The sequence below is a fragment of the Burkholderia sp. LK4 genome (assembly GCF_001043615.1).
Taxonomy (GTDB): domain Bacteria; phylum Pseudomonadota; class Gammaproteobacteria; order Burkholderiales; family Burkholderiaceae; genus Burkholderia; species Burkholderia cepacia.
Genome location: NZ_LDUL01000014.1, coordinates 14,133 through 33,134, shown reverse-complemented (window position 1 = coordinate 33,134; position 19,002 = coordinate 14,133). Strand labels below are relative to the sequence as shown.

The window sequence follows — 19,002 nt, the reverse complement described above, 5'->3', positions numbered from 1 at the left end:
CCTTCGCCGAGACGGGCACGCTGCCGTATCTCGTGCGCAGGCACGGCGACAACGACGTCGTGATCAGCGCGTACGCGACGCGGCTGCCGACCGGCGTGTTTCCGGCGAACGCGGCCGGCTGGGCGTTCGACGTGCTGCGCGCGGGTTATCCGTCGGTCGAACCGGTCGAGGATGCGTTGTCCGGCGCGCTGATGAACGCGGGCCCCGTGATCCATCCGCCGCTGATCCTGATGAACGCCGGGCCGCTCGAACACTTCGACGCATGGGACATCCACAACGAAGGCACGCAGCCGTCGATTCGCCGCGTGACGAACGCGCTCGACGCCGAACGCATCGCGGTGCGCGAGGCGCTCGGTTACCCGGCGCCGCATTTCCCGCTTGCCGATCACTACGCGACCGACGGCGACGAATGGATGTACGGGCGCGGCGCGCACGGCAAGCTGACCGATAGCGGCGACTGGCGCGAGAAGATCGATCTGCGCACGCATCGCTACATGCTCGAAGACACCCGGCTCGGGCTGTCGTTCATCGTGTCGTGCGGGCGTCGGGCCGGCGTGCCGACGCCCGTCGCGCAGGGGCTGCTGAGCATTGCGAGCGCGGTCGCGGTGCGCGACCTGTATGCGGAAGGCCGCACGCTGGAGCGGCTCGGGCTCGCCGCGCTGTCGATGGACGCGCTGCGCGCGCTGCTCGACGCGGGGTACGCGGCATGAAGGCGGGCGCCGATGTGACGCGTGTCCACGTGCTCGGCGCGGGGCGCATGGGGCAGGGGATCGCGCTCGTGTTCGCGTTCGCGGGGCTCGACGTGACGCTGGTCGACTTCAAGCCGCGCGACGCGGCCGGATGGCGTGCCTTCGAGGCACGCACGCGCGACGAGATCGAGAGGCCGCTGCATGCGCAGGTCGCGCTCGGCCGCATCGACGCCGCGCAGGCCGAAACCGTGGTCGCGCGCATCGCGCTCGTCGCCCGGGACGGTGCGGCCGATGCGGTGCGGCAGGCCGGCATCGTGTTCGAGGCGTTGCCCGAAGTGCTCGATGCGAAGGCCGACGCGCTGCGCTGGCTCGGCGCGCATGTCGGTGCGCATGCAACGATCGCGTCGACGACGTCGACGTTCGTCGTCACCGAGCTGCAACGCCACGTCGCGCATCCGTCGAGGATGCTGAACGCGCACTGGCTGAACCCCGCGCTGCTGATGCCGCTCGTCGAGATCAGCCGCAGCGATGCGACCGACCAGGCCGTCGTCGAGTCGCTCGCCGCGTTGCTCGAACGTGTCGGCAAGAAGCCGGTGATCTGCGGGCCGGCGCCCGGTTATATCGTGCCGCGCATCCAGGCGCTCGCGATGAACGAGGCCGCACGGATGGTCGAGGAGGGCGTCGCGAGCGCGGCCGACATCGACACGGCGATCCGCACCGGTTTCGGCCCGCGCTTCGCGGTGCTCGGGCTGCTCGAATTCATCGACTGGGGCGGCTGCGACATCCTGTACTACGCGTCGAAGTACCTGGCTGGTGAGATCGGCCCGCGTTTCGCGCCGGCCGCGAGCGTCGTGCGCAACATGGAAGCCGGACGCGACGGCGTGCGCACGGGTGCGGGCTTCCACGACTACGCGGAGGTCGACGTGCCCGCGTACATGCGGCAGCGGCTCGGCGAATTCGCGCGCCTGCTCGATCACCTGGGGCTCGCGCCGGCGTTCGACGGCGCGCGACGGGAGGGCGGCAACTAGGCGGCGCGCCGGGGTGGCGGGCGCGGCCGGTGGCACGCGCCCGGAACGGCCGTGCCGGCCGCCGCCGTGTTCGCCGCCTGCCGGTGCGGATCGGCCCGCTTGCGCGGATCGAAGCGTCGTGGTCACGCCGTGTCGCCGCGCGTGTCGGTAGCGGGAACAGCAGGAGCAGTGGGAGCGGCGCTCACGATCCGCGTTTCGCGCATCATGCACAGCGTCGCGACGGTGACGAGGCCGAGCGCGACGAGAAACAGCGACACGGGCCACGATGCGTGATAACGCGCGAGCAGCGCGGTGGCGATCAGCGGCGACATCCCGCCGGCGAAGATCGACGCGACTTCATGCCCGAGCGCGACGCCCGAGTAACGCACCTCGGTGCTGAACAGCTCGCCGACGAGCGCGGGCAGCGTGCCGATCATCGCGCCGTGGCTGACGGCCGTGCCGACCGTCAGCGCAAGCCAGACGAGCGGTGTCGCGCGCGTGTCGAGCAGCCAGAAGAACGGGAATGCGCACGCGACGAGGCTCAGCGCACCGATCAGGTACACGGGCTTGCGGCCGATCCGGTCGGACAGCCGGCCCCACGCGAGCATCGCGCCCATCTCGACGATCATCGCGATCATCACGCCGGTCAGCATCACGCCGTTCGGAATGCCGACGTATTTGCCGTAGACGAGCGAGAACGCGAGAAAGATGTAGGCGCCGCCGTTCTCGGCCACGCGCAGCCCCATCGCGAGCAGGATTTCCTTCGGATGGCGGCGGATGCACTCGACGATCGGCAGATGCGTGTGCGCGCCGCGCCGGCCGGCCTGCTCGAAGTCGCGGCTTTCCGGCAGATGGCGGCGGATGTAGATGCCGATCGCGAAGATCGCGATGCTCGCGAGGAACGGCAGCCGCCAGCCCCAGGTGCGGAACATATCGTCCGGCAGCGCCTGCGCGGCGAGAAACGCGGCCGACGACAGCACGAAGCCGCCGCCCACGCCGAGCTGGCTCCACGCCGCGTAGTAGCCGCGCTGCTCGGGCGGCGCATTCTCGCTGATCATCAGCACGCCGCCGCCCCATTCGCCGCCGGACGCGATGCCTTGCAACAGGCGCAGCACGACGAGCGCCGCCGGTGCCCACAGGCCGACCTGCGCATAGGTCGGCAGCAGGCCGATCGCGAAGGTCGATGCGCCCATGATCAGCAGCGTCCACACGAGCGACGCCTTGCGCCCGTAGCGGTCGCCGACGTGGCCGAACACGATCCCGCCGAGCGGCCGCGCGACGAAACCGAGCGCGAATGCCGCGAACGCGGCGAGACTGCCCGCGAGCGGCGATGCGCCGGGCGGAAAGAACACGTGGCCGAACACGAGCGCGGCGGCTGTGCCGTACACGAAAAAGTCGTACCACTCCATCGCGTTGCCCGCGACGGAGGCGATGACGATCCGGCGCAGTTGCCGGTCGGCGAGCGGCCGGGCGGCGCTCGGGGATTGCACGGTGTCGGTCGGGTACATGGCGGACTCTGAAGGGGGGCGGGCGCGTGCCGTCTTTGCAGCACTGCGGGCTAGTGTTGTCGGCACCGCGCCCCCGGTCAAATCCGCAGAAAAAGGGGAGTGTCATCACTCCCGCAAATGATGGTCATGCGGCGCGCGGCCGTGCCCGCGCGCCCGGCATGTCGTCACCGCTCGATCTGCCGGTTCCAGCGCGTATCCCACTGCGCGCGGCGCGCGTTGATCGCGGTCCAGTCGACCACGGTCACCTTGCGCACGAGATCGTCGACATTGCCGAGGCTCTGTTGCATCGCGGCGGGCATCTTCGCGAGACGGTTGGTCGGAATCTGCTTGCCGGCCTCGGCCGCCTTCGTCTGCGCGGGCGCGGACAGCAGGAACTGCGCGAGCTTCTGCGCGAGCTGCGGATCGGGATTGTTCGCGACCACGCACAGGTCGACGAGCAGCAGCACGGGGCCTTCCTTCGGGTTCGCGTAGGCGACGGGGATGCCCTTGTCCTGCAGGTCGCCGACGCCGGTCGGCGTGAGCGGGAACAGGCCGGCTTCGCCGGTCTGCACCATCTCCGAGATCTTCGCCGAGTTCGGGATGTACTCGACGACGTTCGGCCCGACCGTGCTTGCCCACTTGCTGAAGCCGGGCTCGACGTTCTGCTCGTTGCCGCCGAGCAGCCGGTTGATCGCGAGGAAGCCGTGCAGCCCGAACGTGCTGCTCGACGCCGACTGGAACACGACCTTGCCCTTGTATTTCGGATCGGCGAAATCCATCCACGACGTCGGCGGCGTCCAGCCTTTCTCGGCGAACAGCTTCTTGTTGTACGCGATGCCGGTCATCCCGAGCTGCACGCCCGCGCCGACGTCGTCCTTCATCCGCGCGAACGGATACAACTCCTTCAGCACCGGCGAATCGTCGAGCTTCTGGCACACGCCGAGGCTGACCGCGCGCGCCATCACGCCGTCGTCGAGGAACGCGACGTGGATCTGCGGCTTGTTGCGGTTCGCGAGCAGTTTCGCGAGCACGTCCGACGACGTGCCGGGTACGACGACGACCTTCACGTTGTTCGCCTTCTCGAAGTCGGGCAGTACCTGGCTCGTGTAGGCCTTCTCCATCGGGCCGCCGTTCATGCCGACGTAGATCGTCTTCGTTTGCGCGAACGCGGGCGCGCCGGCACCTGCGATGCAGAGGGCGGCGGCCGCCGCGATCGTTGCGGGCAGTTTCATTTGTGGGTCTCCTCTTGACGGAAAGGGACGGTCGGCTCGGCTTCGCGGAAGAAGCGGCCGATCGAGAATGCATCGAGCGGGGTGGCGGTTTCGCCGGTCGTGACGAGATCGGCGAGCACGTCGCCGACGCCCGGCGCGAGCAGGAAGCCGCCGCCGGAAAAACCGAACGCATGCAGCAGGCGCGGCGTCGTGCGGCTCGCGCCGATGATCGGGTTGTGGTCGGGCGTGCAGCCTTCGACGCCGCTCCACGTGCGGATCAGCAGCGCGTCGCGCAATGCGGGCAGCAACGCGCAGGCGTCGCGCATCACCGCGCGCGTCGTATCGACCGACGGCTGGCCGAATTCGCCGTCGCCGCGGCCGCGCCCGCCGCCGATCACGCAGTTGCCGCGCGCGACTTGCCGCGCATACACGCCGCCGCCGTACACGCCGAGGTTGTGCGTGATGAACGGCGGCAGCGGTTCGGTCACCCACATGTTCGGGTAGATCGGCTCCATCGGCACGGCTTCGCCGAAGCGTTCGGCGATCGTGTTCGCCCACGCGCCGGCCGAGTTGATCAGCCACGTCGCGGTGCAGGCGCGGCCGCCTGCCTGAAAGTGAAAGCGTGTGCCGTCGTGGTGAACGTCGTCGACGGGGGTGTGCTCGAACACGTCCGCGCCCGCCGCGCGGGCCGCGCGCGCGAACGCGGGCGACACGAGGCGCGGGTTGGCGTGACCGTCGGTCTCGCACAGCGAGCCGCCGAGCGCCGCACGGCCGAGCCACGGGTAACGCCGCCGGAACGCATCGCCGCGCATCACCTGCAGCGGCAGGCCGTGTTCGCCGGCGAGCGTCGCGTAGGCATCGAGCGCGTCGAGATCGGCGTCGCTGCGCGCGAGCCGCAGGTGGCCCGACACGACGAATTCGCCGTCGATGCCGATCAGTTCGGGCAGGCGATCCCAGATGCGCCGCGCACGCAGCGCGAGCGGCAGCTGTTCGGCGGGCCGGCCCTGGCAGCGCACGCCACCGTAGTTCACGCCGCTCGCCTGCGCACCGCAATCGCGCCGCTCGAACAGCCCGGTGCGCAAGCCGCGCCGCGTCAGCGCGAGTGCGGCCGACGCGCCGACGAGGCCGCCGCCGACGATCGCGACGTCGTAATGCCGGGTCTCATTCATCGCGTGCCTCGTCGGGAATCGCCGCGACATCGTCGCCCGCCAGCGCGGCCGAGATCGGGAACGGCTTCACGGGCGGTTGCGCACGCAACCGTCCGGCGTCGGCGAGCGGGCGACCGGTTTCGGCGGCCAGCAAGAGCGCGGCCGCGTCGCCGCACATGCGGCCCTGGCAGCGGCCCATTCCGACGCGCGTCAGCGCCTTCAGCCGGTTCAGCTCGGTTGCCGCGCCGTCGCGGACGCAGCGGCGCAGCGTCCCTGCATCGACCTCCTCGCAGCGGCACACGATCGTGTCGTCCGCGCAGCGTGCGGCCTGCTCGACCGGCGGCGCGAACGCCGCTTCGAGGCCCGCGCGGAATGCGGCGACGCGCGCGAGCGTGCGTTCGAGCGTCGCCGCGTCGGGTTTGCCGGCGGGCGCGAGCGAAGCGATCCCGGCGTCGTCGAGCAACGCAAGCGCCGCGCGCCGGCCCGATGCCTCGGCCGCGTCGGCGCCCGCGATGCCCGCGCCGTCGCCGGCGACGTAGAGGCCGCGCACCGACGTGCGGCCGGCTGCGTCGCGCTCGGGCAGCCATGCGCGGTTGAGCGGGTCGAATCCGAACCGGCAGCCGGCGAGATCGGCGAGCTGCGTTTCGGAGCGCAGGCCGAAGCCGAGGCCGACTGCGTCGCAGTCGAGCAGGCGCGGTGGTGCGCCGTCACCGGCCGCGCGCCATGCGATTCCCGTCACGTGCGGGTCGCCGAGCACGCGCTCGAGCGTGACGCCCGTTTCGATCGCGACGCCGTGCGCGCGCAGCCAGCCGATGTAATAGAGCCCCTTCGCGAAGGTCGACGGCATGCGCAGCAGCGCGGGCGCGGCAGCGGCCTGGCGGCGCAGCGGGCTCGTGTCGAGCACGACCGCGACCTGCGCGCCGGCCTTCGCATACTGGTAGGCGACGAGGTAAAGCAGCGGGCCCGTGCCCGCGAACACGACGCGCCGGCCGATCGCGCAGCCCTGCGCCTTCAGTGCCACTTGCGCGCCGCCGAGCGTATAGACGCCCGCGAGCGTCCAGCCCGGCACGGGCAACAAGCGGTCGGTCGCGCCGCTCGCAATGATCAGGTGCGAGTAGGGCACCGTCACTTCACGGCCATCCTGCAGCGTGTCGACGCGGCCTGCGCCGCATGACCAGGCAAGCGTATTCGGCCGGTAGTCGACATGCGGCAGCAGCGCGGCCATCGTCCGGTGCACGGCGTCGGCCTTCGCGGCCTCGAAGCCGTACAGCGTGCGCTTGCCGCGCGCGAACGCGCCGTCGGCCGGCGGCTGCCGGTAGATCTGTCCGCCCCAGCGGGCGTTCTCGTCGATCACGACCGGGTGCAGCCCCGCGTCGACCAGCGCTTCGGCCGCGCGTACGCCGGCCGGCCCCGCGCCGACGATCACCGGTTGCGGTGCGGCGCTCACGCTGCGTCTCCGGTCGCGGCCGGCCGGGCGGACGTGAGAATCCGCATGCCTTCGGCGATCGGCGTCGAGCATGCACGCACGCGCGCACCGGTTTCGGTGCGCACCCAGCAGTCCTGGCACGCGCCGATCAGGCAGAAGCCCGCGCGCGGCTGGCCGCTGAATTCGCTCACGCGCACGCGCCGCTGGGCAACGAGGATCGCGGTGAGCACGGTGTCGCCGGCGAGCGCGAGCGCGGGGCGGCCGTCCAGCGTGAACGCGACGGCGGCACGTTCGCGTTCGGCGACGCGCACGAACTGCGCACCGTCGTCCGGGATGCAGGTGGAACGGGAAACGGAAGTCGTCATCAGTGTTGGCCGATCAGGATGCGGTTCAGGCCGTACACGCGATCGAGCAGCAGCATCGCGCCGGCGGTGATGAAGATGACGAGCGCCGACACCGACGCCATCATCGGGTCGATCGACTCGGTCGCGTACATGTACATGCGCACCGGCAGCGTGACCGTCTGCGGCGACGTGACGAAGATCGACATCGTCAGTTCGTCGAAGCTGTTGATGAACGCGAGCAGCCAGCCGCCGGTGATGCCGGGCACGATCATCGGCAACGTGATGCGGCGGAAGGTCGTCCACGGGTCCGCGCCGAGCGAGCACGCGGCTTGCTCGATGCTGCGGTCGAGGCCCGCGACGGAGGCGAGCACGAGCCGCATCACGAACGGCGTGATGACGACCATGTGCGCGAGCACGAGCCATGCGAACGAGCCGGTCGCGCCGATCAGCGCGAAGAAGCGCAGCAGCGCGATGCCGAGCACGAGGCCGGGAATCACGAGCGGCGACAGCAGCAGCCCGTTCAGGAACGCGCGGCCGGGAAACGTCGCGCGGCCGATGGCGAGGCCCGCCGGCAGCGCGATCGCGAGCGACAGCGTCGCCGACGCGAACGCGAGCTTCACGCTGTTGAAGAACGCGGTGACGAAGTCGGGATAGTCGAGGATCGCGCGGAACCAGCGCAGCGAGAACCCGTGTGTCGGCAGTGTCAGCGTCTCGTCGGGCGTGAACGCGACGAGCACGACGATCACGAGCGGCGCGAGCACGAACAGGATCACGAGCGTGTGGAAGGCGAGGGCAAAGGGGCCGTTCTTTCTCATCGCGATGCGCCTCCGAGGCTGCGCGCGTAGCGGCGTTCGAGCACGCGGTAGTAAGTGAGCATCACGACGAGGTTCGCGACCAGCAGCAGCACGGCGATCGTCGCGCCGAGCGGCCAGTTCAGCGAGCCGAGGAATTCGTCGTAGACGGCCGTGGCCGCGACCTTCAGCCGGCGTCCGCCGAGCAGGCCCGGAATCGCGAACGCGCTCGCCGACAGCCCGAACACCATCAGGCTGCCCGACAGCACGCCCGGCATCAGCTGCGGCAGCACGATGCGGCGCAGCGTCGTGAACGGCGATGCGCCGAGCGACAGCGCCGCATGCTCGGTCTGCGGATCGAGCCGCTGCAGCGCGGTCCACACCGGGATCACCATGAACGGCAGCATCACGTGCACCAGCGCGATCACGATCGCGAAGGTCGTGTATTCGAGCTTGTACGGCCCGAGGCCGGCGAGCCCGAGCGCCTGGTTCACGAGCCCGCTCGTGTTCAGCAGCATGCTCCAGCCGAACGCGCGCACGACGACCGACACCAGCAGCGGCGCGAGGATCGCGAGCAGGAACAGCGAGCGCCACGGGTCGCGCATTTTCGACAGCACGTATGCCTCCGGCGTGCCGATCGCGACGCAGATCGCGGTCGTCAGCGCGGCGATGCCGAACGTGCGCGCGAAGATCGTGTGGAAGTACGACGAGCCGAGCACTTCCGCGTAGTTGCCGAACTGGAACGCGGCGATCGGGCCGGTGGCCGGATCGAAGCGGTAGAACGTCAGCATGAACGTCATCGCGAGCGGCACGAGCACGAGCGCGGCGAACAGCGCGAACGCGGGTGCGCACATCAGCCACAGCGGTGCGTGGGCGCGCCACGTCGCGCGCATGGTGGGCGCGGCGGCGGCGCGTGCCGGTGCGGCGTCGGCGGACACCGCGGCCGAGCGCGCAAGCGCGGCCGGCGCGCCGTCATTCGGGAGTGGACGGGCAGGCTGTCGCATTCAGGCCTCCCGGCGCATCACGCGCACCGCGTCGCTGTGCCAGTCGATCCCGACCGGCGCGCCTTCCGCGAGCGGCTCCGTGCCTTCGTTCTGGCAGCACACGAGCACTTCGCCGAGCGCGCTGTCGACGCGGTACAGCCACTGGCTGCCGAGGAAGAAGCGGCTCGTGACGGTCGCGGCGAAGCGGCCCGCGTCGGGCGCGCACAGCCGCAGCTTCTCGGGACGGATGCAGACCGACACCGCATCGCCGATGCGCATGTCGCGCTCGCGCGCCGGCAGGTGCGCGAGCCGGCCCGTTTCCGCGAGATCGTGACCGAGGTCGATGCGGATCGCATCGCCGTCGTGCGCGACGATCGTGCCGGGCAGCAGGTTCGCCTTGCCGATGAACTGCGACACGAAACGGTTCTCCGGGCGCTCGTACGCGCGGTACGGCGTATCGGTCTGCGTGATGCGGCCGGCTTCCATCACGACCACGCGGTCGCTGATCGACAGCGCTTCCGACTGATCGTGCGTGACCATGATCGTCGTCGTGCCGATCTTGCGCTGGATCGCGCGCAGCTCGAACTGCATGTCCTCGCGCAGCTTCGCGTCGAGGTTCGACATCGGTTCGTCGAGCAGCAGCACCGGCGGCTCGATTACGACCGCGCGCGCGATCGCGACGCGCTGCCGCTGGCCGCCCGACAGCTCGCGCGGGAAGCGGTGCGCGAGCGCGTCGAGACGCACGAGCGCGAGGGCCGCGCGGATGCGCTCGGCGCGCTCGGCCTTGTCGACGCCGCGCATGTCGAGGCCGAAGCCGACGTTCTCGGCGACGCTCATGTGCGGAAACAGCGCATAGCTCTGGAACACGATGCCGAGCCCGCGCCGGTTCGGCTTCAGGTGCGTGATGTCCTGCCCGTCGAGCGCGATGCGGCCGCGCGTGACGTCGACGAAGCCCGCGATCATCTGCAGCGTGGTGGTCTTGCCGCAGCCGGACGGCCCGAGCAGCGACACGAATTCGCCTTGTTCGACCGACAGGTTGACGTCGGCGACGGCAGTGAGTTCGCCGAAGGTTTTCGTCAGATCCGTAAGCGTGAGAAACGACATGGGAAGCTCCGGGTTCGCACACCGCGTGGCCGGTGTACCGATGTGGCGGACTCTAGCCAGCCATATTTCGGAGCGTCAATTTCGAATTCTGCTGAACGGGAGGAATTTCTGAAAAATTCCATTGAACGGAACGGTTGGAGAAATCGCGAGCGAATCGTTCCGCTGGGTGGCGCGTGGCAATGCCGCGAAATGCACGCGTCAATCCCGTGCACACCCGGATGCCCGCGGAATTTCGGCGGGACGACAATGGCGGTTCACGTATTCCGTTCAATGAAATCATCGAGGAGAGCCGGCATGCAGGAATCCCATTCGACGGGAACGTCGCCGGCCGCACGCGCGCCGCGCCCGGACGAGGACGCCGTCGATGCGGCCGATGCGGCCGGCGCACCGGGCACCGGCATGCTGCAGCGCGCGTTCGCGATCCTGCGCGCGCTGGCCGGCATGCAGCAGGACGGCGTGCGCGTCACGCATCTCGCAAAGGCCGTCGGCCTCACGCAGGGCACCGCGCACCGGATCCTGCAATCGCTGATCGCGGAAGGGATGGTCGAACAGGACGAGCAGTCGAAGCTGTACCGGCTGAGTGTCGATTTCTTCGCGCTCGCCGCGCAGGCCGGCAACCCGAGCAGCATGCGCACGTTGTGCCGTCCCGCGCTGCTGAGGCTGTGCGCCAGCCTCGGCGAGACCATCTTCCTGCTGGTGAAGAGCGGCTTCGACGCCGTGTGTCTCGACCTGTGCGAGGGGCCGTTTCCGATCCGTTCGTTTACCGGCGACATCGGCGGCCGCATCGCGCTCGGTGTCGGACAGGGCAGCCTTGCGATCCTCGCGTTCCTGCCGGAAGCGGAACGCGAGGAAGTGATCCGCTTCAACGTGCCGCGCATTCGCGGCTACGGCGTGCTCGACGAGGTGTACCTGCGTACCGAGATCGAACGCGTGCGGCAGCTCGGCTACGCGGGCCGCAACAGCGGCGTGCTCGACGGGATGGCCGGTGTCGCGGTGCCGATCCTCGATCGCACTGGCTATCCGGTCGGCGCGTTGAGCGTCGGCACGCTCGCGTCACGCCTCGGTGACGACCGGATGCCGATGGTCGTCGAACTGCTGCGGCGCCAGGCCGACGCGATCGGGCCACGTACCAATCCGTTCGATGCCGCGTTGCGGCGGCCAATGCACGGGTTATCAGGGAAAACCGTATAGCCGCCTCACGCGTCGCCGTTTCGTCAGCTTGCTTACGCAAGCCATTCACGTCCGATCAAAACGCACCGCGTCCAGTGGGCCCGCGTGCTTTCGTTTCCCTTGCGGGGCCGCGTGACCCCCGCTCATTTCCCCTCCATCGCCTCTCATTCGATTTTCAACTGCCGGCCAGTTGAACATTTCATTTCTTGATGTGATTGCGGCTGGATACCATCCAGCGACTGTCTATACAACCCGGTCGGGATGCATGGGCAGGACCAACAAAACACAACATCGATGAGCAGGTTTGGAGAGGAGATGACGGAGATGGTGCGAATGAAGGGTGGGAAGACGGGCGTCGCAATGGGCGTTGCAATGGGCGCCGCGATCGCAATGCTGTTTGCCGGCGCCGCGCACGCGCAGTCGACGGTGACGCTGTACGGGATCGTCGACGCGGGCGTGACCTACACGAACAATGCGAAGGGCCATTCGCTGTGGCAGTTCACGGGCGGCAACGAATCGGGGCCGCGCTGGGGCTTGATCGGCGCCGAGGATCTCGGCGGCGGCCTGAAGGCGAACTTCCGCCTCGAGAACGGCTTCAACGTCGCGAACGGCGCGCTCGGGCAGGGCGGCCGGATGTTCGGGCGTTCGGCGTGGGTCGGCCTGAGCGGCGCGAACTGGGGCGCGGTGACGCTCGGCCGCCAGTACAACTCGACGCAGGACATCCTCGGTTCGCTGCAGATGAGCAGCTTCCTCGCGCAGTACTCGACGCACCCGTTCGACAACGACGACATCAACAACACGTTCCGTCTCAACAACGCGGTGAAGTACGTGTCGCCGACGATCGCGGGCCTGCAGGCGAACCTCGTGTACGGCTTCTCGAACTCGACCGGCTTCGCGAACGACAACAGCTGGAGCGCGGGCGTCACGTACGTGAACGGGCCGCTCAACGCGGGCGCCGCGTATGCGCGCGTGAACCATCCGGCGGTCAGCACGAGCGGCGCAGTTGCTTCGGACAACTACTATCCGTCGTCGGCATCGGTGTTCGGTGCGAGCCTCGGGAGCGCGATCCGCCAGCAGATCTGGGGGGCGGGCGGCAGCTACGCGATCGGGCCGGCAACGCTCGGCCTGCTGTACACGGGCTCGAACTTCGGCCAGGCGACGGGCGGCGCGCTGCGTTTCAACAACTACGAAGGCAGCCTGCGCTACATGGTCACGCCCGCGCTGATGGCGGCGGCCGGCTACACCTATACGCAGGTCGCGCGTGCCAGCGAAAGCGGCCATTACCACCAGGTATCGGCCGGCGTGCAATACCTGTTGTCCAAGCGCACCGACGTGTACGTGAACGGCTTCTACCAGAAGGCGTCGTCGGGTGTCGGCCACGCATGGATCGACGGCACCGACAGCGCATCGACGACGACGTCGCAGGTGGCGGTGGTGGTCGGCATCCGCCAGAAGTTCTGATGTTCTGACGCACACGCGCGTCTTCCGGAGGAGGCACTCATGAAACTGAAACTGTTGCTGGCGGCGTTGCCGTTCGTCGGGATGTATACGGGCGGCTCGCTTGCCGACGCGCGTCCGCTGCTGTTCGGGCTGCCGTTCCTGCTCGTCTGGAACCTGGTCTGGATGGCGGCTACGGCCGCGATTCTCGCGATCCTGTTCCATCTCGACGAGCGCGACACGGCCCGCGCCGGCCGTTCGGGAGACGCGCGATGAACGCTTCGATCGTCATCATCGCGGCGTTCGCCGTGTTCGCGCTCGCCATCGGCGTGATGGCGCGCCGCGGCCGCAAGCTCACGCTCGAGCAGTGGGCGGTCGGCGGGCGCGGCTTCGGCTCGCTGCTCACGTTCCTGCTGATGGCCGGCGAGGCGTTCTCGACGTTCTCGTTCCTCGGCGCGAGCGGCTGGACCTACAGCAAGGGCGTGCCCGCGTTCTACATCCTGTCGTACGGCTGCCTCGCGTTCGTGATCGGCTACTGGATGCTGCCGGCGATCTGGCGTTACGCGAAGGCGCGCGGGCTCGTGTCGTTCGCCGACTACTTCGCGTCGAAGTACGACAGCCGCGCGATCGGCGTGCTGGTGTCGATCGTCGCGGTGTTCGCGATGGTGTCGCTGCTGATGATCCAGTTGCGCGGGCTCGGCGTGATCGTGTCGGAGATGTCGTACGGGCTGATTCCGCAGGCGGCCGCGATCTGGATCGCCGCGACGCTGATGGCGGTGTACATGGTCGTGTCGGGCATCCACGGCTCGGCGAGCATCGCGATCTTCAAGGACGTGCTGATCCTCGCGATCGCGATCTTCCTCGGCCTGTACCTGCCGATGCATTACTACGGCGGGCTCGGCGAGATGTTCGCGAAGATCGACGCCGCGCACCCCGAACTGCTGCGCATGCCGGAGCACGGCTTCAACCTGAGCTGGTACAACTCGACGATCCTGCTCACGTCGCTCGGCTACTACCTGTATCCGCACGGCTTCACCGCGATCTACGTCGCGAAGGACGAGCGCGCGCTGCGCCGCAACGTGATCCTGATGCCGCTGTACCAGGTGCTGATCGCGTTCCTGTTCCTCGTCGGCTTCGCGGCCGTGATGACCGTGCACGGGCTCGAAGGCGCGCAGACCGATCTCGCTTTGCTGCGGCTCGTGAAGCAGACGTTCCCTGCGTGGTTCGTCGGCATCGTCGGCGGCACGGGGCTGCTCACCGCACTGGTGCCGGGATCGCTGATCATGCTGAACGCATCGACGACGATCGCGCGCAACATCTACCGCGAAGGCTTCGCGCCGAACGCGACCGACCGCGAGGTGACACGCGTCGCGCGCATCGCACTGCCGGTCTTCACGCTGGTGGTCGTCTACTTCGTGCTGCGCGGCGGCGCGACCTTCGTCACGCTCGCGATCTTCTCGTCGAGCCTGCTCACGCAGCTCGTGCCGATGCTCGCCTCGAGCTTCCTGAAGCGGCCGTTCGGCACGCGTGAAGGCGCGTTCGCGGGCATCGTCGCCGGCGCGATCGTGATCGCGATGACGAACTACTATGGCGTGACGCTCGCGTCGCTGTTCCCGGGCGCATCGAACACGCTGACGTCGATCAACCCGGGGCTCGTCGCGCTCGCGGTGAACGCGGTGGTGTTCGTCGTGATCAGCGCGGTGCAGCGCAAGCTGAAGGCGCGGGTCGCCGCGCCGGTCGGTTCGGCGTGACGGTTTTTCGAGCATGACGCCGTCGCCGGGCCGCCGGGGTTCCACCCGGCGGCCCGGTCGCTCGGCCGCTGGATGGCAGCAAGACCCATCGAACCACAACAGGACACCGAACAATGACGACCGAGGACAAGCGAGAGGGTATGCGAGAGGACGACCGCGAAGCGATCGACACGCTGATCGCGAACGGCTGCGTGATCACGATGGACCCGCAGCGGCGCGTGATCGAGAACGGCGCGGTCGCGGTCAAGGGCGAGCGCATCGTCGCCGTGGGCGGCACCGATGAACTGCAGGCGCGTTACCGTGCGGCGCGCACGATCGATGCGCGCCGCAAGGCCGTGCTGCCCGGCCTGATCGATGCGCATGCGCACGCGGGCCACGCGATGCTGCGCACGATCGGCGGCGCGGACGGCGATGCGTGGTCGGCCGCGGCCGAGACGATCTACACGCGTGCGTCCGACGAGGCGTTCTGGGAGGCCGAATCGCATCTCGCCGCGCTCGAACGCCTGAAGGCCGGCGTGACGACCGGCGTATCGCTGCTCGGCGGCGGCAATTCGATCATGCGCGTCGACGATCCGGTCTACGCGCGGCGCCATTGCGACGCGGTCGTGCGCACCGGTACGCGCTCGATCGTCGCGGTCGGCCCGTCGCGGCCGCCCGCGCCGCGTGCCTATACGCGCCACACGCCGGAGGGCAGCGACACGCGCGACATCGGTTTCGACACGATGTTCGACGTATGCGAGCGCATCGTCGATGAATGCCACGGCGATGCCGACGGCCGGATCCGCATCGCGCTCACGCTGCCCGTGTACGGGCCCGAACACGATCCCGAGCTGGCGTGGTACGAGCACGACTTCCGCGACCAGGCCGCATGCTACGGCGCGCTCGCACGCGAGCGCGGGCTGACGTTCACGCAGGACGGCCACCGCGCGGGCACGCTCGCGTTCGCGCATCGCGAGCTCGGCTTGCTCGGCCCGACGTCGTTCATGTCGCACAGCATCGACCTGACCGACGACGACATCGCGGCGTGCGTCGAGACGGGCACCGCGATCGTCCACAACCCGAGCGCGATCATGTCGATCATCGGGCGCTGCCCGGTGCCCGAGCTGATCGATGCGGGCGTGACGGTGGCGATCGCGTCGGACGGTGCGGCGCCCGATCGCGGCTACGACATGTTCCGCCACATGTGGCAATGCATGCATTACCACCGCCGGCATTTCCGCGACCCGGACGTGCTGCCGCACGGCAAGGTGCTGGAGATGGTGACGATCGACGCGGCGAAGGCGCTGTCGATCGATCACGAGGCCGGTTCGCTCGAAGCCGGCAAGCTCGCGGACATCATCCTCGTCGACCTGTTCCGGCCGCACATGATGCCGATGAACATGCCCGTGTATCGCGTGACGTGCTTCGCGAACGCGGCCGACGTGTGCATGACGATGGTGGGCGGAAGGGTGCTGATGGAGGATCGGCGCGTGCTGTCGGTCGACGAGAACGCGGTGCTCGAACGGGTGAACGAAGTCGCGGCAATCACGATCGAGCGCAGCGGGTTGCGTCATTTGCTCGACGAGCCGAAGACGCTGTGGGGGCGGAGCCGCTATTGAGCGGGCGGGTGGGCGTTGTCGTGCGGTGGCGGGCCGGCGAGGCCGGCCTGTTCGTTCGACAGCGCCGCTGAATCGGCGGCGATGCTCCGGTCTGTCGATTCCAGTGTGGTCGAAACAACGACCGCATGGAACCTGCGCCATCGAGAGCGATCGTTGGGCTACTTCGTTCGCGATCGATAGAGCGTCGGCCAGTCGCCGCCTTGAACGCCGCCACACGTTTTCTGCTGCGACACAGCCGACATCCGGAACGCATGGCCATCCCAGATCCAGCTGGCCTGAAAGCCGCAATCGGCCAGCCCGCGTCCCTTGCCGAAGGTGGACAGCGTGCCGGTAGCCGGGTCGAAGTCCGGTTCGACCAGTGAAGGGTCTGAAAAGCCCCCTTCAGGAATCGGCAGCTTGACGGGCTCCGGTTTTCCGCCGCCGATACGCGGTGCGATGAACACATCCGACGAACCCTGGTAGGCGCCCATGATGCATGGAAGAAACACGAGCGCGTTGTGCTTGTCGAGTGCATACGCTGCTTCATGGAGATAGCGCGACGCATTCTCCTCGCAACTGCTGGCATCCCGGATTCGTTTCGCGCGCGCGATCAGGTGTTCTTCTTCCTGATCGGACAACTGCGACGTGATCTTCCGCTTCGGTACGACGGGCAGTGACGGAGCGGGTGTGACCTGCGACGCAGGGGCAGGCCCCTTGCGGATCAACGCGGTAGTTCCCCCGATGCGCCCTTGCCGGTCATCGATACGCAGGAGCGCGGCGACCATGCCATCGAGCGGAACATAAGCGCCTGCATGCTCGCCGAACTGAAGCTTCGTGCCATTGCGAAGGCGTGAGACGAAGGCCGCCACAGCTGCCGGTTGCGTGGTCGACAAAGTCGCTATCCCGTCGTCGAATTTCTCGCTCCAGGCCGAGTCGTCCAGCCGCAGCGGCGCGTCGTCGACGCGCAGGTCATCGAGATTGATGCTGGTGTTGGTGGCGACGCTCAGCCGTACCGTGAGCGCGCCGTTCGGCCCGGCTGAGCGAATGAAGCGCAAGTCCGCGCCGGTCTCGCCATCGTTCGCGAGACCCTTCGCCTCGCAGGTCAAACCGTTGTCGCAGGCGACCAGCCATGACTTGTAGGTGTCGTAGCTGGGCGCGCCGGGTTCCTGGGCAGACGCCGCGGCGGCGTAAAGCGCAACGAGCGCCGTGCCCACCGCAAGGGCACGAGTTTTCATGTGCTTCCACGGAGTTGAGGATGGCGTGAATCGTAACGCAAGTGACGCGCCGGAAATGAAAGCGTCCCGGAGCGGCGCGGCCTGAGTCGACGCAATGGTCGAATCGTTTTGCGCACGTGCGCCTGCCCATTGTTCGTTCCGGTTACGCCACAAACCCCGGATACGGTTCGATTGATTGCAACGCGCCGGCATGGCCGCGCCGGGGCCGGTTGTAACATGCGTGGTGGTGAATCGGCGCAACCCTGACGGAGCAAACACATGGAGCCGGTAGGTATCTATGCTGCTGTATCGATTGGCAGGACACAGTTGAGCCGATTCTATGCCGACTGGGGTGATGCGCTGATCGACGATGTTCGATGCATCCTGGGCATCAAGCCGGGGCTGCAGCCGGATAGTCAGGGCGGATTCGTGGATCCGGCAACCGGGTGGTATCACCATCCCGGCAACAAGCTGGTCATCCGGTATGACGCGGACACGGAGACGCTGTTCTATTTCTACCAGCTTGAATTACGCGATCCGGACAGCATGGCCGGCATTCCGTCCTTTCAGGCATTCACCCGCATTGCGGGGTATCGGCACGAAGCCGATGCGGACTATGTCGCATTTTCGCCGAGTGCGCCGAATTTCCTGAGCGACCGGCTCTGGCGTGTCTATCGATTCATGCATGACGGGCTGAGCACGATTGAGATCGATGCACTTCCGGACGATCGACAGCGCGAGATGGACAGGTTGTCCTGGCAATACTACTGGGGGCCGATCGAAGCGATGTTCCAGAGGGCAGATCGACGCGAGGACGTTTCCTATTTCAATCGCTTCTTTCCGCAGCATTGCCTGGATCGGCAGCTTCTGTCCTTGCTGAATGTCGACATGCCTGCCGACGATCCGCGAATGACGCCGGCGCCTTATCCCCGCGGTTACTGAAGGCGCGTCAAGCGCACCGCTTCTCGATCCACCGCCTCAGCGTCGATAGATGAATTCCAGATCGGTCGATTCCCCGACCTTGAAATCGTACGTACCGACACGCGTGAACCCTGCCTTCTCATAGAAGGCAATCGCCTTCGCGTTGCCGGACCACACGCCAAGCCATACCGGGCCGGGCCGTTCCGTTGCCAGATACTCCAGCGCGGAGTCGAACAGGGCGCGCCCGGCGCCGGTTCCTTGCGTACCCCGCCGAAGGTAGATCTGATGGATCTCGCCCGAACCTTCCGCGACGTCCGGGTGCGGAAGCTTGCACGGCCCCGCGTGCGCATAGCCGACCAGCGTGCCGTCGTCGCTTTCAGCGACCCACGTGCGGCATTCGGGATCGTCGAGCTGGCCCGTGATCGTTTCTACCGAGTAGGTTCGGGCCTCGTACGCAGCCAGGTCGTTCGGCGGGTAGTCGATGCCGAATCCGTCCTGCAGAAAGGTTTCGCGAAACGTGTCGCGTTTCAATTCGGCAAGCGGGACGGCATCGGACAGGGTTGCAACGCGGATCAACATGAGGGATGGCTCGGTTCGTCGGTCGGGCCGACAGTTTATCCCGGGTGACGTCGGTCTCGCGAGCATCCGGTCGACCCGGCGATCCGCATTACCCGCCCGGTGCCCATGTCGATGACGAAGACGGTGGTTGTCCTTCGGCGGACATGCTAGGATTTTCCGCAAA

At 68.0% G+C, this 19,002-nt stretch carries 18 protein-coding genes; 8 read left to right on the top strand and 10 right to left on the bottom strand.

Features of this window, described 5'->3' with window-relative positions; all coding sequences use genetic code 11:
- The coding region (locus VK92_RS08530) for an NAD/NADP octopine/nopaline dehydrogenase family protein (protein WP_048468168.1) at positions 1 to 710 on the top strand (710 nt) is incomplete at its 5' end.
- Positions 707 to 1,717, top strand: a complete 1,011-nt coding sequence (locus tag VK92_RS08525; RefSeq protein WP_048020298.1) for a 3-hydroxybutyryl-CoA dehydrogenase — start codon at positions 707 to 709, stop codon at positions 1,715 to 1,717. The genes VK92_RS08530 and VK92_RS08525, both read left to right, overlap by 4 nt.
- Positions 1,718 to 1,839: 122 nt before the next feature.
- On the opposite strand, the gene VK92_RS08520 is transcribed toward VK92_RS08525, so the two are convergent.
- The 8 genes from VK92_RS08520 to VK92_RS08485 form a co-directional block, all read right to left on the bottom strand.
- Positions 1,840 to 3,204 carry an MFS transporter gene (locus VK92_RS08520; protein WP_048020297.1) on the bottom strand — a complete coding sequence of 455 codons (1,365 nt, stop codon included), beginning with the start codon at positions 3,202 to 3,204 and terminating at the stop codon, positions 1,840 to 1,842.
- A 164-nt stretch (positions 3,205 to 3,368) separates the two neighbouring features.
- A complete protein-coding gene (locus tag VK92_RS08515; protein ID WP_048020295.1) occupies positions 3,369 to 4,415 on the bottom strand; it encodes an ABC transporter substrate-binding protein in 1,047 nt (348 codons plus the stop codon).
- On the bottom strand, positions 4,412 to 5,563 hold the full coding sequence (locus VK92_RS08510; RefSeq protein ID WP_048020294.1) for an NAD(P)/FAD-dependent oxidoreductase: 1,152 nt from the start codon (positions 5,561 to 5,563) through the stop codon (positions 4,412 to 4,414). Before VK92_RS08510 ends, VK92_RS08515 begins: the two co-directional genes overlap by 4 nt.
- A complete protein-coding gene (locus VK92_RS08505) occupies positions 5,556 to 6,989 on the bottom strand; it encodes an FAD/NAD(P)-dependent oxidoreductase (protein WP_048020292.1) in 1,434 nt (477 codons plus the stop codon). The genes VK92_RS08510 and VK92_RS08505 overlap by 8 nt, the downstream gene beginning before the upstream one ends.
- The gene (locus VK92_RS08500; protein WP_021158738.1) at positions 6,986 to 7,333 is read right to left on the bottom strand and encodes a (2Fe-2S)-binding protein; all 348 of its coding nucleotides are present in this window, start codon (positions 7,331 to 7,333) and stop codon (positions 6,986 to 6,988) included. The genes VK92_RS08505 and VK92_RS08500 overlap by 4 nt, the downstream gene beginning before the upstream one ends.
- Positions 7,333 to 8,127, bottom strand: coding sequence for an ABC transporter permease (locus VK92_RS08495; protein WP_021158739.1), 795 nt, complete (start codon positions 8,125 to 8,127; stop codon positions 7,333 to 7,335). The genes VK92_RS08500 and VK92_RS08495 overlap by 1 nt, the downstream gene beginning before the upstream one ends.
- Positions 8,124 to 9,107, bottom strand: coding sequence for an ABC transporter permease (locus VK92_RS08490; RefSeq protein ID WP_048020289.1), 984 nt, complete (start codon positions 9,105 to 9,107; stop codon positions 8,124 to 8,126). Before VK92_RS08490 ends, VK92_RS08495 begins: the two co-directional genes overlap by 4 nt.
- Positions 9,108 to 10,190, bottom strand: coding sequence for an ABC transporter ATP-binding protein (locus VK92_RS08485; RefSeq protein ID WP_048020287.1), 1,083 nt, complete (start codon positions 10,188 to 10,190; stop codon positions 9,108 to 9,110). It abuts the gene before it with no gap.
- A 294-nt stretch (positions 10,191 to 10,484) separates the two neighbouring features.
- Between VK92_RS08485 and VK92_RS08480 the strand changes: the two genes are divergently transcribed.
- The 5 genes from VK92_RS08480 (at position 10,485) to VK92_RS08460 (ending at position 16,146) form a co-directional block, all read left to right on the top strand.
- Complete coding sequence (locus VK92_RS08480; protein WP_048020285.1) at positions 10,485 to 11,381, top strand: IclR family transcriptional regulator; 897 nt, start codon at positions 10,485 to 10,487, stop codon at positions 11,379 to 11,381.
- A 303-nt stretch (positions 11,382 to 11,684) separates the two neighbouring features.
- Positions 11,685 to 12,821 carry a porin gene (locus VK92_RS08475; protein WP_048020434.1) on the top strand — a complete coding sequence of 379 codons (1,137 nt, stop codon included), beginning with the start codon at positions 11,685 to 11,687 and terminating at the stop codon, positions 12,819 to 12,821.
- Positions 12,822 to 12,860: 39 nt separating this feature from the next.
- Positions 12,861 to 13,073 carry a DUF3311 domain-containing protein gene (locus VK92_RS08470; RefSeq protein ID WP_048020284.1) on the top strand — a complete coding sequence of 71 codons (213 nt, stop codon included), beginning with the start codon at positions 12,861 to 12,863 and terminating at the stop codon, positions 13,071 to 13,073.
- Positions 13,070 to 14,548: a sodium:solute symporter family protein gene (locus VK92_RS08465; RefSeq protein WP_048020282.1), complete on the top strand. Its 1,479-nt coding sequence runs from the start codon at positions 13,070 to 13,072 to the stop codon at positions 14,546 to 14,548. The genes VK92_RS08470 and VK92_RS08465 overlap by 4 nt, the downstream gene beginning before the upstream one ends.
- 140 nt (positions 14,549 to 14,688) lie before the next feature.
- Complete coding sequence (locus tag VK92_RS08460) at positions 14,689 to 16,146, top strand: amidohydrolase family protein (protein ID WP_231600471.1); 1,458 nt, start codon at positions 14,689 to 14,691, stop codon at positions 16,144 to 16,146.
- 158 nt (positions 16,147 to 16,304) lie between these two features.
- On the opposite strand, the gene VK92_RS08455 is transcribed toward VK92_RS08460, so the two are convergent.
- The gene (locus VK92_RS08455; RefSeq protein WP_048020279.1) at positions 16,305 to 17,360 is read right to left on the bottom strand and encodes a DUF1176 domain-containing protein; all 1,056 of its coding nucleotides are present in this window, start codon (positions 17,358 to 17,360) and stop codon (positions 16,305 to 16,307) included.
- A gap of 258 nt (positions 17,361 to 17,618) precedes the next feature.
- Between VK92_RS08455 and VK92_RS08450 the strand changes: the two genes are divergently transcribed.
- The gene (locus VK92_RS08450) at positions 17,619 to 18,281 is read left to right on the top strand and encodes a hypothetical protein (protein WP_048028748.1); all 663 of its coding nucleotides are present in this window, start codon (positions 17,619 to 17,621) and stop codon (positions 18,279 to 18,281) included.
- Between the two features lie 36 nt (positions 18,282 to 18,317).
- Here the strand turns inward: VK92_RS08450 and VK92_RS08445 are convergent, their stop codons facing one another.
- On the bottom strand, positions 18,318 to 18,839 hold the full coding sequence (locus tag VK92_RS08445; protein WP_048020276.1) for a GNAT family N-acetyltransferase: 522 nt from the start codon (positions 18,837 to 18,839) through the stop codon (positions 18,318 to 18,320).
- Positions 18,840 to 19,002: the final 163 nt, after the last annotated feature.